This window comes from Microcella humidisoli, from assembly GCF_024362325.1.
GTDB classification, from domain to species: Bacteria; Actinomycetota; Actinomycetes; order Actinomycetales; family Microbacteriaceae; genus Microcella; species Microcella humidisoli.
In genome coordinates this window covers 777360-790907 of the sequence record NZ_CP101497.1, presented here as the reverse complement: position 1 = coordinate 790907, position 13548 = coordinate 777360, and the positions used below count along the sequence as shown (strand labels likewise).

Sequence of the window (13548 nt, the reverse complement as noted above, 5' to 3'; positions counted from 1 at the left end):
ATGACGAGCGTCGACACCACCCCCACCCGCGTCATTCCGGAGCGCCGGCGCCGCGGACTCTGGTTCTGGTTCCGCGACACCGGCTGGCGCCACCTCATCGGCGTCGTCATGCTCGTGTTCGCGGCCTTCCCGCTGCTCTACGTGCTCTCGGCCTCGCTCAACCCGACGGGCACGCTCGTCGGGTCGAACACCCTGTTCCGCACGATCGACTTCGGCAACTACGTCGAGCTGTTCCAGCTGCCGCAGCAGCCGTACGCCGCGTGGTTCCTCAACACCATGGTCATCGGCCTGGTCGCCGCCGCGGGCACGGTGTTCCTCGGAGCGCTCGCGGCCTACGCGTTCTCGCGCATGCGCTTCCGCGGCCGGCGCGTCGGGCTGCTCACGCTGCTGCTCGTGCAGATGTTCCCGCAGATCCTCGGCGTCGTCGCGATCTTCCTGCTGCTCTCGGGCATCGGCGAGGTCTTCCCGCAGATCGGCATCGGCACCCAGGCGGGCCTCGTGCTCGTCTACCTCGGCGGCGCGCTCGGCGTGAACACCTATCTCATGTACGGCTTCTTCAACACGGTCCCCGTGTCGATCGACGAGGCCGCCAAGATCGATGGCGCGAGCCACGCGCGCATCTTCTTCACGATCATCCTGCGTCTCGTCGCGCCCATCCTCGCCGTCGTCGGCCTGCTGTCGTTCATCGCGACCTCGAGCGAGTTCGTCATCGCCTCGATCGTGCTCACCGACCCGCAGACCCAGACGCTGGCGGTGGGGCTCTACCAGTTCGTCGCGCAAGAGACGTCCTCGAACTGGACGCTCTTCTCGGCCGGCGCGGTGCTCGCCGCCATCCCGGTCATGGCACTGTTCCTGTACCTGCAGAAGTACATCATCGGCGGGCTCACGGCCGGCTCGGTCAAGTGACGCTCGGCCGACTCGCGGCCGAGCCGCACCACGACGGCTCGGCGCTCTACGTCTCGACCGCGCATCCCGAGCTCGGGCAGTCGGTGCAGGTCCGGCTCCGCATCCCCGTCGAGTACGGAGCGGTGTCGGCCGTGCGCACGCGGTCGAACCCCGACCACGAGCCGCGCTTCGCCGAGGCGCGGCGGCTCGGCCCGGCCGCCGCCGACTCCCCGACGGGCGTCGAGTGGTGGCAGGCCGAGGTGCTCGTGCAGAACCCCGTGCACGGCTACCGGTTCCTGATCGAGCGGGCTGATGGCCGCGTCGACTGGCTCAGCAACGGCGGGCTCAGCGACATCGAGACGCGCGACGACGACGACTTCCGGCTCATCACCTACCCGCCCGCCCCCGCCTGGGGTGCCGAGGCGGTCATGTACCAGGTGTTCCCCGACCGGTTCGCGCGATCGGCCGCCGCCGACGCGCGGCCGCTGCCCGAGTGGGCCGAACCGGCGGAGTGGGACGACGAGCCCATCTTCCGGGGTCCGTCGACGCCACGGCAGTTCTACGGCGGCGACCTCGACGGCATCGTCGAGCACCTCGATCACCTCGAGCGGCTCGGCGTCACGCTGCTCTACCTGACCCCCGTGTTCCCGGGCCGCTCGAACCATCGCTATGACGCGCACACCTTCGACGAGGTCGACCCGCTGCTCGGCGGCGACGCCGCGCTCGCGCGGCTCACGGCGGCGGCGCACGAGCGCGGAATCCGCGTCATGGGCGACCTCACGAGCAATCATTCGGGGGATGCCCACGAGTGGTTCCGCGCGAGCCACGGTCAGCCCGGCACTCCCGAGAGCGACTTCTACTACTGGCTCGACGACGAGCAGCGCGACTACGAGTCGTGGCTCGGTGTGGCGAGCCTGCCCAAGCTCAACTGGAACTCGCCCGAACTGCGCCGCCGGTTCATCGAGGGCCCCGAGTCGGTCGTCGCCCGTTGGCTGCGGCCGCCCTACGCGCTCGACGGGTGGCGCATCGACGTCGCCAACATGACCGGGCGCTTCGGCGAAGACGACCTCAACGAGGCGGTGCGGCGCACCATCCGGCAGACCATGATCGACGTCAACCCCGACACCCTGCTGCTCGCCGAGTACACGAACGACGCCGCGAAAGACCTCAGCGGAGACGGCTGGCACGGTGCCATGACCTACGCAAGCTTCACGCGCCCCGTCTGGGCATGGCTCAGCGAGCCCGGCCCCGTCGACTGGTTCTTCGGAATCCCGTACCCCGCTATGCCGCAGTACACGGCCGAGCAGGTCTATCACGCCCACCGCCGGTTCACGGCGGCGATGCCGTGGCGCACGCGCATCCACACCATGAACGCGCTCGATACGCATGACACCGCCCGGTTCGCGGGCCGCGCGCGACCCGGAACGGTGCCCGTCGCTGCGGGCCTCTCGATGACCCTGCCCGGCATTCCCGTCATCTTCGCCGGCGACGAGCTCGGCGCCACCGGGGAGAACGGCGAGCACTCGCGCACGACCATGCCGTGGCACCGCCTCGACGAGCACGCCGAGCGCATCGAGCTCTACGCGCAGCTCGTTCGACTGCGTCGCGAGCACCCAGCGCTCAGCCACGGCGGCCTGCGGTGGCTGCACGTCGACGCCGAGAGCCTCGTCTTCGTGCGCGAGTCGCAGCAGGAGTCGGTGCTCGTGCTCGCCGCGCGCGGCGACGTCGACGTGCGGCTCGCGGAGAGCGCGATCAGCGGACCCGCGCAGCGCCTGCTGGGGTCGGCGACGCTCGAGGGAGCGCGCATCCGATCGACCGGAACGGCCTTCACGGCCTGGTCGCTGCCGGGAGTAGCGCCGCCCGTCTAAGTGCTAATCTTCTCTGGTGCCAATCGCCGTTCGCGGCATCGGCAGCGCCCCGATAGCTCAGTGGTAGAGCACTTCCATGGTAAGGAAGGGGTCGTCAGTTCAATCCTGACTCGGGGCTCCGGTTCATCCGTACCGGCCTCGCGGTCGCACGGAGTACCTGCCCGGCGGGGTAGCTCAGGTGGTTAGAGCACACGGCTCATAATCGTGGTGTCGCGGGTTCGAGTCCCGCCCTCGCTACCGTTTCGTCCCGCCCTCGCTACCGTTCCTCAGTACCCGGTGCGCTCGTCGATCAGGCGCTGCAGGTCGTCCTTGACGCCCGCGATCGCCTCGCGCTGCTCCTCCTCGGTCAGCAGCACGGGCTCGCCTCGGGGGATCAGGCGCGCCTGCATGAGCTCGCCGATGGTGTCGTCGCGCGCCCGCAGGGCGAGGTCGCGCACGACGGTCTCGTCGTCGCGCGCCGCTTCGAGCAACTCGACGACGCCCCGCAGGGTACGGCTGCGGGCGGCGAGCCGCGCGGCCTCGTCGCGCTTGCGCCGCACCCGCGCGAGGTCGCGCTTCGAGCGGGCCCCGCGCGACTCGCGCGCAGTCGGCGCCGCCTGCGCGCTGTCGTCCGAGAGCCGCGCGGCGGTCTCGCGCAGCTCGGCCGCGAGGGCATCGATCGCGTGCCGGGCGAGGGCTGCCGACTCCGCTTCGTCCCACGCCGCCCCGTCGCGCAGAATGCGCAGAATGACGCCGTTCTTCACCGAGAGCCGCAGCGCCGAAAGGGCGACCAGATAGCCCTCCTCGATCTGGTGCGCGAGATCGCGCGGCCCGGCCGGCGGCAACGGCACCGCGGTGGCGGATGCTGAGGCGGGCCAGAAGCGCATGACGACCTTCGCGAGCTCGTGAGGGGGAGAACTCCAGGGTACGGGCCGTGCCTGCGCGCACGCCGGAGAGGGCGCGGCGGGCATCCCGAGAAAAAGGGGCGCGACACGCCGAAAACACAACATGTAGGGGAATGACACGCGTGTGATTCCCGTTATATAGTGAGACCCCTAGCCGCCGGGGGCGGAGAATTCAGCAGAAGGAGGTCCATCATGGACAACGACAACGAGACCATCGGCGGCTACGCCGTGCCCGTCGACCCGATGGACATGCTGCAGTGCGAGAGCTGCCAGTAGCCCGCTGACACCACGAACCACCGAGACCCCGGAACGCCGACGACGGCGGACCGGGGTTTCGCATAGGCCCGGAGAGGCCTGTTCCACCGGCCGGAGGAGGACACCGTGAGCATCACCGTCGATGCGCGCTCGTCCGATGCCCGCGCCCGCCTCGCGAGCGACGCCGAAGTGCTCGATCGTGTGCACCGCACGCTCGGCCCCGTCGACGTCGTCGCCGAGCACTGGGGCGCCCACAAGCTCTCGCGCGTGCTGCACGTCGTCACGCGCGGCGGCGAGCAGGCGGTCGTCAAATGGCATCGGGATGCGGCACCCCACCACCGCGAGACCGAAGCCCTGCAGCAGTACGCCGTGGCGCTCGGCGGCGATGCGCCGCGCATCGTGCTGAGCGACCCGTCGCTGCGCCTCGTCACCCTCTCGCGGCTGCTCGGAGAGCCCGCAGCCGGAACCGCTCACGAGCGCGACCCCGACATCCACATGCGCGCGGGCGATCTCGTCCGGCGGCTGCACGATGCCGAGCCGCCCCGCAAGCACGACCGGTTCGGTCGGCACATCGCCGCCGAGTTCGAGCGCTGGAGCAGGGCCGCTGATGCGCTGTGGGGCGACGGCCTCGACGGGCGTGACGAGCGGGCCGAGCGGCTCGCCGCCGAGCGGCACCTCGCCCGCCAGCACGTCGCCGCGGCGCTCGACCTCGGTGAGCTGGATCACGTGCCGGCGCACCGGCGACTGACACCCCAGCACTGGATCATCGACCCCGGCGGCCACGTGCGCTTCATCGACTTCGCGCACCTCGAGTTCGAACCGCGCATCGTCGACCTGCTGTGGCTCGAGTACGGCCCGTGGCGTGACGAGCCCTGGTTGCGGGCCGCGTTCCTGCACGGCTACGGTCGCACGCCGACCGAGCGCGACGAGCTCGCGCTGCGCGCCGTCGCGGCGACGCGCGGCCTCGAGCTGCTCGTGCGCGGCGAGGCCCGCGGGCACACCGCCGAGCGTGCGCTGGGCCGCGCGATGCTCGACCGCCTGCTCGGCGCGACGCTCTTCTAGACCGGACCGCGGCATCCGCCTCGCGCCTAGACTGGGCGCGTGCCCGTGAATCCTGAGCTGACCGAGCGCGACTTCGCGCCGACCGCGCCCTACCTCGTGGGGCGCGAGAAGGTGCGCGAGTTCGCCCGCGCCGTCTTCGCGACCGCGCCGATGCACCACGACCCCGAGGCGGCCCGCGCCGCCGGCTTCGCCGACGTCGTGGCGCCGCCGACCTTCCCGATCGTCATCGCCGAGGCGACGCTGCAGCAGCTGCTCGCCGAGCCCGACGCCGGCATCGACTTCAGCCGCGTCGTGCACGGCGACCAGCGCTTCAGCTACTCGCGCCCGATCGTCGCGGGTGACGAGCTCACCGCGACGCTGCGAGTGACGAGCATCAAGTCGCTCGGCGGCAACAGCATGGTCACGAGCGAGTCGGCGATGACCGACGCGAGCGGCGCCCACGTCGTCACGAGCATCTCGACGCTCGTCATCAGAGGAGACGAGTCATGAGCCTGCTCGACGGCCTCGAGGTCGGCCAGGTCGTGTCCGAGCGCTCCTTCCCGCTCACGCGCGACAGTCTCGTGCGCTACGCCGGGGCGAGCGGCGACTTCAACCCCATCCACTACCGCGACGACGTCGCCGCCGCCGTCGGGCTGCCGGGCGTGCTCGCCCACGGCATGCTGACGATGGGCTTCGCCGTGCAACCGGTCGTCGATTGGCTGGATGCCCGCGGCTGGGTCAGCGATTACCAGGTGCGCTTCACGCGCCCCGTCGTGGTCGACCCGCAGCTCGGCGCGGTCGTGACGGTCGCGGCCACGGTCGGGGCTGTGGATGACGCCGGGGCCCGCATCGACCTCACGGCGACGGTCGGCGAGCAGACGGTGCTCGGCAAGGCGCAGGTGCGCGTCACCCCGCTCTCCTGATGACCGTGCGGCTCGCCGAGCTCACCACGCTGCGCGTCGGCGGCCCTGCCGAGCGCCTCGTGGAGGCGACGACGAGCGACGAGCTCGTCGCGGCGGTGCTCGACGCCGAGGGCTCGGGCGAGCCCTGGCTCGTGCTGGGCGGGGGCTCGAACGTGCTCGTCGGCGACGACGGTGTCGAGGGAGTCGTCGTGCGCGTCGCGACGCGCGGCATCGAGCGACGGCCGGATGCTCCCGGCTCCGCTCGCCCGGTGCGCCTGCGGGTGCAGGCGGGTGAGCCCTGGGATTCCCTCGTGGCGCACACCGTCGAGAACGGGTGGGGCGGCATCGAGGCGCTCAGCGGCATCCCGGGGTCGACGGGGGCCGCTCCCATCCAGAACATCGGGGCCTACGGGCAGGAGATCGCCGAGAGCATCGTGAGCGTCGAGGTGCTCGACGTCGACAGCGGCGAGCGGCGCACGGTGCCGGCGCCCGCGCTCGCGCTCGGCTACCGCACGAGCGCGATCAAGCAGGGCTGGCGGGCGGTCGTGCTCAGTGTCGACCTCGCGCTCGAGCGGCGCGATGGCGCGCTCGGTCGCCCCGTCGCCTATGCGCAACTGGCCGACGCGCTCGGGGTCGACGTCGGGCAGCGCGCTCCGCTCGCGGGCGTGCGTTCCGCCGTGCTCGCCTTGCGCGCGAGCAAGGGCATGGTGCTCGACGACGCCGACCCGCACTCGGTGAGCGCCGGCTCGTTCTTCACGAACCCGATCGTGACCGAGTCGTTCGCCCTCGGCCTGCCGCCCGACGCGCCGCGCTGGCCGCAGCAGCCCGAGCCGACCGCGCTCGCCGTGCCGCTCGGCGCCGAGCCGGCTCCGCCGCCCGCGCCCGTCGAGGGTTCGGTCAAGCTCAGTGCGGCGTGGCTCATCGAGCACGCCGGCATCGCCCGCGGCTTCGCCCTGCCGGGCTCGGGCGCATCCGTCTCGAAGAAGCACACGCTCGCCCTCACGAACGCGAGCGGGCGCGCGACGGCGGCCGAAGTGGCCGAGCTCGCGCGCTACATCCAGACGCGGGTCATGAGCGAGTTCGGTGTCGTGCTGCACCCCGAGCCCGTCTTCGTGGGCATCGCGCTCTAGCGCGTGGCGGCAGTGCCGCGCTCAGAGCAGCCCGCGCTCCATGGCGAGGGTGACGGCGCGCGTGCGGTCGTTCACCCCGAGCTTCTCGAAGGCCCGCAGCAGGTGCGTCTTGACGGTCGCCTCCCCCACGAACAGCCGTGCCCCGATCTCGCGGTTCGAGAGGCCTTCGGCGACGAGGCGCAGCACCTCGGTCTCGCGCGGCGTCAGCACGGGCGGCGCGGGCTCGCGCACGCGCGCGACGAGCTGCGCAGCGATCGCGGGCGACAGCGCCACTTCGCCCGCGGCGACCGAGCGCACTCCCGCGATGAGCTCCTCCGCCGGCGCCGCCTTCACGAGATAGCCGCTCGCTCCCGCTTCGATGGCCGAGAGGATGCTCGCGTCCGACTCGTAGGTCGTCAGCACGAGCACGCGCACGTCGTCGGTGCGTTCGCGGATGCGGGCCGTCGCCGCGTCGCCCGTCAGGCCGGGCATCCGCACGTCCATGACCACCACGTCGGGCCGCAGCGCGAGCGCGAGCTGCACGGCCTGCTCGCCGTCGGCGGCCTCGCCGATCACCTCGATGCCGTGCTCGCCCGCGAGCAGGGCGACGATGCCGGCCCGTACGACGGCATGATCGTCGGCGACGAGCACGCGGATCACCGGGTCGGGCCCGGCGCTCATCCGGTCACCGCCGGGTTCGGGATGCTCGCCGGCAGCTCGGCGACGATCACGGTGCCCGCCCCGTGCGCGCTCGTGACCCCCAGGGTGCCGCCGACGAGCGCGAGCCGCTCGGTCATGCCGCTCAGGCCGAAGCCGGCCGCCGCCACTCCGGGGTCGAAGCCGATGCCGTCGTCGGAGACCCTCAGCCGCACCCCGCCGTCGCCTGCGGGCTCGACGGCGATCGTGATGCGCGTCGCCCGCGCGTGCTTGCGCGCGTTGCCCAGGGCCTCCTGCGCGCAGCGCAGCACCACGACGTCCGCGTCGCGCGAGAGCGCGAGGCCGGGCGCGACGGCGCACGACACCTGCACGCCGGTCTCGCGCTCGAAGCGCTCGGCGAGGCGGTGCAAGGCGCTGTCGAGCCCGAGACCGTCGGGGTCGAGCGCGGCGCCCGCCACGACGAGTGCGCGCGTCTCGCCGAGCGCCGCCCGGGCGCCCTCTTCGATCATGGCGAGCGTCGCGTCGGGGGCTGCCGCCTCGCGCCGCGCGCGCTGCGCGAGCATGACGAGCCCGGTCAGGTCTTGCGCAATGGTGTCGTGCAGTTCGCGCGCGAGCCGCTCGCGCTCGGCCACCGCGCCGGCCTCGCGGTTGAGGGCGGCGATCTGCTGCTGCGCGCCCTGCAGCTCGGCCAAGAGACGGCCGCGCTCCTCGCCGAGCTCGCTCATGCGGCTGATCCAGAACCCCATCGCCAGGCTGAAGCCCAGCGAGAGCACCACCGTGAACAGGGTCTGCACGAGGTTGTCGACCCCGACGCCGAGCGTGATGAGAAAGCCGACGCCGATGGCGAGCGCGATCGCGATGTTGACGACGACCGCTCGCCGGATGGTCGCGCTGTAGACCCAGGCGATCGGGTAGGCGATGACCTGGATGATCGCGAGCGTCGGGTAGGCCGCGACGACGATGCCCGAGCTGAGCACGACGAGCACCACGAACGCCGTCGCGCGGGGCGACTCGGGCCCGCGCCGCCCGAGCGCGATCCACGCCACGACGAGCAGCGCGAGGCCGGCGAGGCCCGTCGCGATGCGCCAGGGCGAGTCGGTCAGGGCGAGCAGCACGACCGCGAGCAGGCCGGCCGTGCCGAGCACGGCCGCATCCCACCATCGCATGAACGCCACCGTACCTGTCGGCTCAGCTGTCCTTGCGGATCCAGCGGAACGTCAGTCGCGTCACGATGAGTCCGACGACGAGCCAGATGCCCAGCGCGAGCGCGATGCCGGGCAGATCCCACGACTCGTTCGTCTCGAGCACCACGAGCTCGTCGGGCAGGAAGACGCTGCGCATGCCCTGCGCCATCCACTTGAGGGGGAACACCGCGGCGACGTTCTGCAGCCACTCGGGAAGGTCGCTGAAGCGCAGGTAGACGCCGGAGATGAACTGCAGCACGAGGGTGATCGGGATCACGACAGCCGTCGCGCTCTTGCCCGAGCGCGGCACGGCGCTCAGAGCGATGCCGAGGATCGCCGAGGTGATGACGCCGAGTGCGAAGACCCAGGCGAAGGTCCACCATTTGCTCGCATCGTCGGGCAGCGGCACCTGGAAGACCGTGAATCCGAGCGCGAGCAGCACGATCGCCTGCAGCAGGCCCGTCACGAACGACTGGCCGAGCTTGCCGATGAAGTAGCTCACGACGGGCAGGGGCGAGCCCGCGAGGCGCTTGAGCGTGCCATCGCTCTTCTCCATCGCGATGTCGATCGCGAGGTTCTGCAGGCCGCTCAGCAGCACGCCCGCGGCGAGCATGGCGGGCAGGAAGAACCACGCGGCCGTGATGTCGTCGCCGTCGGCCGTCTGGCCGAAGCTCGTTTCGCTGAACGACACCGAGAAGATCGTGAGCATCACGACGGGGAAGAGGAAGGTGAAGAACACCGTGTCGCCCTGCCGGAAGTAGGCGCGCACCTCGTAGCCGATGCGCAGGGCCCCGAGGCGCACCGCGCGCGCGGCGCTGTTCTCGGTGAGTCCCGGGCGGGGGGTCGTCGTCGTGCTCATCGTGCCGTCTCCGTCTCGTTCAGGGCGTCGGCGGCGATCCCCGCCGCGTGCTCGTGGCCGACGAGGTCGAGATAGACGTCTTCGAGGCTCGGCCGAATCACCTCGAGCCCCTCGGGCTCGCCGCCCAAGCGCGCCACCAGCGCGGTCACGACGGCGGCGGGGGAGTCGGTGCGCTGCTCACGGCGCTCGCCGCCCTCGACCCAGCGCACGAGCGGCACGCGCGACTCGCGACCGCCGATCTCGTCGATGGGGGCGAGGTCGACCATGCGGCCTCCCGCGATGATGCCCGCGCGGTCGCCGAGCTGGGCGGCCTCGTCGAGGTAGTGGGTGGTGAGCAGGATGCTCGTGCCCTCGCGCTGCAAGGTGCGGATGAGCTGCCAGAAGCTGCGACGCGCCTCGGGGTCGAAGCCCGTCGTCGGCTCGTCGAGGAAGAGCAGCTCGGGCGCTCCGATGATGCCCACCGCGACGTCGACGCGGCGGCGCTGCCCGCCCGAGAGCTTGCGGATCAGCACGCCCGCCTTGCTCTCGAGCCCCACGGCGGCGATGACCTCGTCGACATCGCGCGGGTTCGGGTAGAGCGCCGCGAAGTGCCGCAGCTGCTCGCCCACCGTCACATTGCCGCTCTCGCCGCTCGACTGCAGCACGATGCCGATGCGGGCCTTCCAGTCGAGGCCGCCGCGGCCGGGGTCGACCCCGAGCACGCGCACGTCGCCGCTCGTGCGGTCGCGATACCCCTCGAGAATCTCGATGGTCGTCGACTTGCCGGCGCCGTTGGGGCCGAGCAGGGCGAAGGTCTCGCCGCGATGGATGTCGAACGAGATGCCGTCGACCGCGGTCAGCTCGCCATAGGTCTTGCGCAGCTCGTGCACCTCGATGGCGGTGTCGGTGGAGTTCATGCCCCCAGCATCCCCCGTGGGCGCGCCGCAGGGAACGCCCGCTCGGCGGATTCCCGGGTCAACCGAACGGTGGACGCCGAAATGCATTTGCGGGAATTCGATAAACGGCATCGAATTCCGATAATGTTGCCGCGCGCATTTCTGCGTGCTTTATCGATCGAGGGGGACCACCGTGAAGCGCATCACCACCGAGCTCGTCGACGATCTCGACAGCACCGTCATCGGCCCGGGCGAGGGCGGCACCATCACGTTCGCGCTCGACGGCGCGAGCTACGAGATCGACCTCGGTCGCGCCAACCAGCAGGCGCTGCGGGATGCGCTGGCCCCGTTCATCGCGAAGGCCCGTTCGACCGGCCGCCGCGCGTCGGCCGCACCGCGCTCGCGCGGCGCATCCTCGGGCTCGGGCGACACCGCCGCCGTGCGCGCCTGGGCGCAGCGCAACGGATACGCGGTCGGCGACCGCGGCCGCATCCCCGCCGAGGTGCGCGCCGCCTACACGGCCGCCCAGAACTAGCGCGGCCAGACCAGCGACACCGCGATCGCGACCATCACGATCGCGATGCCGGCGTCGAGCCAGCGCCACGCGCGCGGGCTCGACAACCATCGGCCGAGATAGCGCGCGCCGAACCCGAGCGCGGTGAACCACAGCACGCTGCCGAGCATCGCCCCGGCCCCGAACAGCCACCGCTGCTCGTTCCACGTGCTCGCGATCGACCCCAGCAGGAACACGGTGTCGAGGTACACGTGCGGGTTGAGCCAGGTGAGCGCGAGCGCCGTGAGCACCACCCCGCGCAGACGGGGGCGGGATGCGGGCGCCTGCTCGTCACCCGCGGGCTGCGCTCCCACCGTGAGCGCGCCGCTCGGGCGCCACGCGCGGCGCGCGGCGAGCATCCCGTACCCGACGAGAAAGACCGCGCCGGCCCAGCGGACGACATCGACGAGCCACGGCACCACGGTGAGCACGGCGCCGAGCCCCGCAATGCCGGCGGCGATCAGCACGGCGTCGGAGACCGCGCACACGATCACGACGGCGAGCACGTGCTCGCGGCGGATTCCCTGCCGCAGCACGAAGACGTTCTGGGCGCCGATGGCGATGATGAGCGAGAGGCCGAGCCCGAGCCCGGCGAGCGCTGCGGCCATCGCTACCGGGTGCCGAAGAGCGCCTGCAGGCGCTGGATGCCCTCGAGCAGGTCGGCGTCGCCGAGCGCGTAGCTGAAGCGCAGGTAGCCGCTGGGTCCGAACGCCTCGCCAGGCACCGCCGCGACCTCGGCGTGCTCGAGCACGAGGTCGGCGAGCTCGAGCGAGGTCGTGGGAGTCGAGCCCTTCCACTCGCGGTTCAGCAGCGCCGTGACGTCGGGGTAGACGTAGAACGCGCCGGTCGGGGTCGGCGTGACCATGCCGGGGATGCGGTTGAGCTCGGCGACGGCAACGCGACGCCGCCGGTCGAAGGCCTCGCGCATCGTCACGACGGCATCCTGCGGACCGGTGAGCGCAGCGATCGCGGCGCGCTGCGAGATGTTGGCGACGTTGCTCGACAGGTGCGACTGCAGGTTCGAGGCCGCGGCGATGACGTCGGCGGGGCCGACCATCCAGCCCACGCGCCACCCGGTCATGGCGTAGGTCTTCGCGACGCCGTTGACGAGGATGCTCTGCTCGGCGAGCTCGGGCACGGCCTCGACGATCGAGACCGCGCGCACGCCGTCGTAGGTGAGGGCCTGGTAGATCTCGTCGCTGATGACCCAGATGCCGTGCTGCAGCGCCCACTCGCCGATGGCGCGGGTCTGCTCGGGGCTGTAGACCGAGCCGGTGGGGTTCGAGGGGCTCACGAAGAGCAGCACCTTGGTGCGCGGCGTGCGCGCCGCCTCCAGCTGCTCGACCGTCACGAGGTAGTCCTGATCGGCGCCCGCGAAGACCTCGACCGGAACGCCGCCCGCGAGGCGCACGACCTCGGGATAGGTGGTCCAGTACGGGGCCGGCAGCAGCACCTCGTCGCCCTCGTCGACGATCGTCGCGAAGGCCTGGAACACCGCCTGCTTGCCGCCGTTGGTGATGATGACGCGGCCCGCGCTCGTCTCGAGCCCCGAGTCGCGCTTCGTCTTCTCGGCCACCGCCTCACGCAGCTCGGGCAGGCCCGCCGCGGGGGTGTAGCGGTGGTTCTTCGGGTCGCGGGCGGCGACGACCGCGGCCTCGACGATGTGCTCGGGGGTGGGGAAGTCGGGCTCGCCCGCGGCGTAGCTGATGACGGGTCGCCCGGCGGCCTTGAGGGCCTTGGCCTTGGCGTCGACCTTGAGGGTCGCGGATTCGCTGATGGCGGCGATGCGGCGGGCGATGCGGGAGGAGTCGGCGGTCACGGCCCCGATTCTACGGGGGCACAGCATCCCTCGCGCCGGATGCTCGTGCCGCTCGTCGGCGCGGGGCCCGGGTTGGCGCTCCCCGCGTCGTCGCCTACACTGGGTCGAGGTAGTTGATCTCTGCCATGCTTTCGCGTGCCCGAAGATCAGCCATCCACCGCAGAGGGCGGTGGCTCAATTGGTAGAGCAGCGGTCTCCAAAACCGCAGGTTGCAGGTTCGAGTCCTGTCCGCCCTGCAGAGTCGTCGGCCCGGGGGTTCCGAACGGAGCCCCCGGGAACGACGATGACATGTGCCTGACGGCACGCCCCACCACAGTCATGACGACGATGAGTCGTGAGGAGAGCATCACGTGAGCAATGTGATCGATGAGCCCGGCGAGGACATCGTCGCGAACGCCAAGAAGGAGCGCGCCGAGAAGCGTGGTCCGTTCGGGCGCTTCGCGCTGTTCATCCGCCAGGTGCTCAACGAGCTCAGCAAGGTGGTCACCCCCACGCGGCGCGAGCTCATCACCTACACGATCGTCGTGCTCGTCTTCGTGATCATCATGATGGCGATCGTCTCGGGCCTCGACATCGTGTTCCTGTGGCTCGTGCGGTTCGTCTTCGGTGACGGATCGGCCGCGGTCGGCCTGTAGCCGCCGCACCATCCCACCGACG

Annotated in this window: 15 protein-coding genes and 3 tRNA genes; 11 read left to right on the top strand and 7 right to left on the bottom strand. The window is 71.5% G+C overall.

Going from position 1 to position 13548, the window contains the following annotated elements; translation table 11 throughout:
- The 4 genes from NNL39_RS03730 to NNL39_RS03715 all read left to right on the top strand — a co-directional run bounded on the left by NNL39_RS03730 (window position 1) and on the right by NNL39_RS03715 (window position 2990).
- Window positions 1-906, top strand: a complete 906-nt coding sequence (locus NNL39_RS03730) for a sugar ABC transporter permease (protein ID WP_255160358.1) — start codon at window positions 1-3, stop codon at window positions 904-906.
- Window positions 903-2753 (top strand): glycoside hydrolase family 13 protein, encoded by a 1851-nt coding sequence (locus NNL39_RS03725; RefSeq protein WP_255160357.1) that lies wholly within the window; start codon window positions 903-905, stop codon window positions 2751-2753. Before NNL39_RS03730 ends, NNL39_RS03725 begins: the two co-directional genes overlap by 4 nt.
- 46 nt (window positions 2754-2799) lie before the next feature.
- A tRNA-Thr gene (locus tag NNL39_RS03720) sits at window positions 2800-2871 on the top strand.
- Window positions 2872-2916: 45 nt separating this feature from the next.
- A tRNA-Met gene (locus tag NNL39_RS03715) sits at window positions 2917-2990 on the top strand.
- Window positions 2991-3019: 29 nt separating this feature from the next.
- On the opposite strand, the gene NNL39_RS03710 is transcribed toward NNL39_RS03715, so the two are convergent.
- Window positions 3020-3619: a hypothetical protein gene (locus NNL39_RS03710; protein WP_255160356.1), complete on the bottom strand. Its 600-nt coding sequence runs from the start codon at window positions 3617-3619 to the stop codon at window positions 3020-3022.
- Between the two features lie 399 nt (window positions 3620-4018).
- Here NNL39_RS03710 and NNL39_RS03705 point away from each other — a divergent pair, with 399 nt between their 5' ends.
- The 4 genes from NNL39_RS03705 to NNL39_RS03690 are packed head-to-tail and all read left to right on the top strand — an operon-like array spanning window position 4019 to window position 6965.
- Window positions 4019-4954 (top strand): aminoglycoside phosphotransferase family protein, encoded by a 936-nt coding sequence (locus NNL39_RS03705; protein ID WP_255160355.1) that lies wholly within the window; start codon window positions 4019-4021, stop codon window positions 4952-4954.
- Between the two features lie 39 nt (window positions 4955-4993).
- The gene (locus NNL39_RS03700; protein ID WP_255160354.1) at window positions 4994-5443 is read left to right on the top strand and encodes a MaoC family dehydratase N-terminal domain-containing protein; all 450 of its coding nucleotides are present in this window, start codon (window positions 4994-4996) and stop codon (window positions 5441-5443) included.
- Window positions 5440-5856 carry a MaoC/PaaZ C-terminal domain-containing protein gene (locus NNL39_RS03695; RefSeq protein ID WP_255160353.1) on the top strand — a complete coding sequence of 139 codons (417 nt, stop codon included), beginning with the start codon at window positions 5440-5442 and terminating at the stop codon, window positions 5854-5856. Before NNL39_RS03700 ends, NNL39_RS03695 begins: the two co-directional genes overlap by 4 nt.
- The gene (locus tag NNL39_RS03690) at window positions 5856-6965 is read left to right on the top strand and encodes a UDP-N-acetylmuramate dehydrogenase (protein ID WP_255160352.1); all 1110 of its coding nucleotides are present in this window, start codon (window positions 5856-5858) and stop codon (window positions 6963-6965) included. Before NNL39_RS03695 ends, NNL39_RS03690 begins: the two co-directional genes overlap by 1 nt.
- A 21-nt stretch (window positions 6966-6986) precedes the next feature.
- On the opposite strand, the gene NNL39_RS03685 is transcribed toward NNL39_RS03690, so the two are convergent.
- Genes NNL39_RS03685 through NNL39_RS03670 form a run of 4 tightly spaced genes read right to left on the bottom strand, consistent with a single transcriptional unit; the run spans window position 6987 to window position 10540 of the window.
- Window positions 6987-7625 (bottom strand): response regulator transcription factor, encoded by a 639-nt coding sequence (locus NNL39_RS03685; RefSeq protein WP_322972924.1) that lies wholly within the window; start codon window positions 7623-7625, stop codon window positions 6987-6989.
- Window positions 7622-8767 carry a sensor histidine kinase gene (locus NNL39_RS03680; RefSeq protein ID WP_255160879.1) on the bottom strand — a complete coding sequence of 382 codons (1146 nt, stop codon included), beginning with the start codon at window positions 8765-8767 and terminating at the stop codon, window positions 7622-7624. The genes NNL39_RS03685 and NNL39_RS03680 overlap by 4 nt, the downstream gene beginning before the upstream one ends.
- A gap of 22 nt (window positions 8768-8789) precedes the next feature.
- On the bottom strand, window positions 8790-9644 hold the full coding sequence (locus NNL39_RS03675; protein WP_255160351.1) for an ABC transporter permease: 855 nt from the start codon (window positions 9642-9644) through the stop codon (window positions 8790-8792).
- A complete protein-coding gene (locus NNL39_RS03670) occupies window positions 9641-10540 on the bottom strand; it encodes an ABC transporter ATP-binding protein (RefSeq protein ID WP_255160350.1) in 900 nt (299 codons plus the stop codon). The genes NNL39_RS03675 and NNL39_RS03670 overlap by 4 nt, the downstream gene beginning before the upstream one ends.
- 172 nt (window positions 10541-10712) lie before the next feature.
- On the opposite strand from NNL39_RS03670, the gene NNL39_RS03665 reads away from it, so the two are divergent.
- A complete protein-coding gene (locus tag NNL39_RS03665; protein ID WP_255160349.1) occupies window positions 10713-11054 on the top strand; it encodes a histone-like nucleoid-structuring protein Lsr2 in 342 nt (113 codons plus the stop codon).
- Here the strand turns inward: NNL39_RS03665 and NNL39_RS03660 are convergent.
- Window positions 11051-11680 carry a LysE/ArgO family amino acid transporter gene (locus NNL39_RS03660; protein WP_255160348.1) on the bottom strand — a complete coding sequence of 210 codons (630 nt, stop codon included), beginning with the start codon at window positions 11678-11680 and terminating at the stop codon, window positions 11051-11053. The genes NNL39_RS03665 and NNL39_RS03660 overlap by 4 nt on opposite strands.
- Window positions 11681-11682: 2 nt before the next feature.
- The gene (locus tag NNL39_RS03655; RefSeq protein ID WP_255160347.1) at window positions 11683-12891 is read right to left on the bottom strand and encodes a pyridoxal phosphate-dependent aminotransferase; all 1209 of its coding nucleotides are present in this window, start codon (window positions 12889-12891) and stop codon (window positions 11683-11685) included.
- Between the two features lie 163 nt (window positions 12892-13054).
- On the opposite strand from NNL39_RS03655, the gene NNL39_RS03650 reads away from it, so the two are divergent.
- Both NNL39_RS03650 and secE read left to right on the top strand, forming a co-directional pair.
- Window positions 13055-13127: transfer RNA gene (locus NNL39_RS03650), tRNA-Trp, on the top strand.
- A 114-nt stretch (window positions 13128-13241) separates the two neighbouring features.
- Window positions 13242-13526 (top strand): preprotein translocase subunit SecE, encoded by a 285-nt coding sequence (gene secE / locus NNL39_RS03645; protein WP_255160346.1) that lies wholly within the window; start codon window positions 13242-13244, stop codon window positions 13524-13526.
- The last annotated feature ends 22 nt before the right edge of the window (window positions 13527-13548 follow it).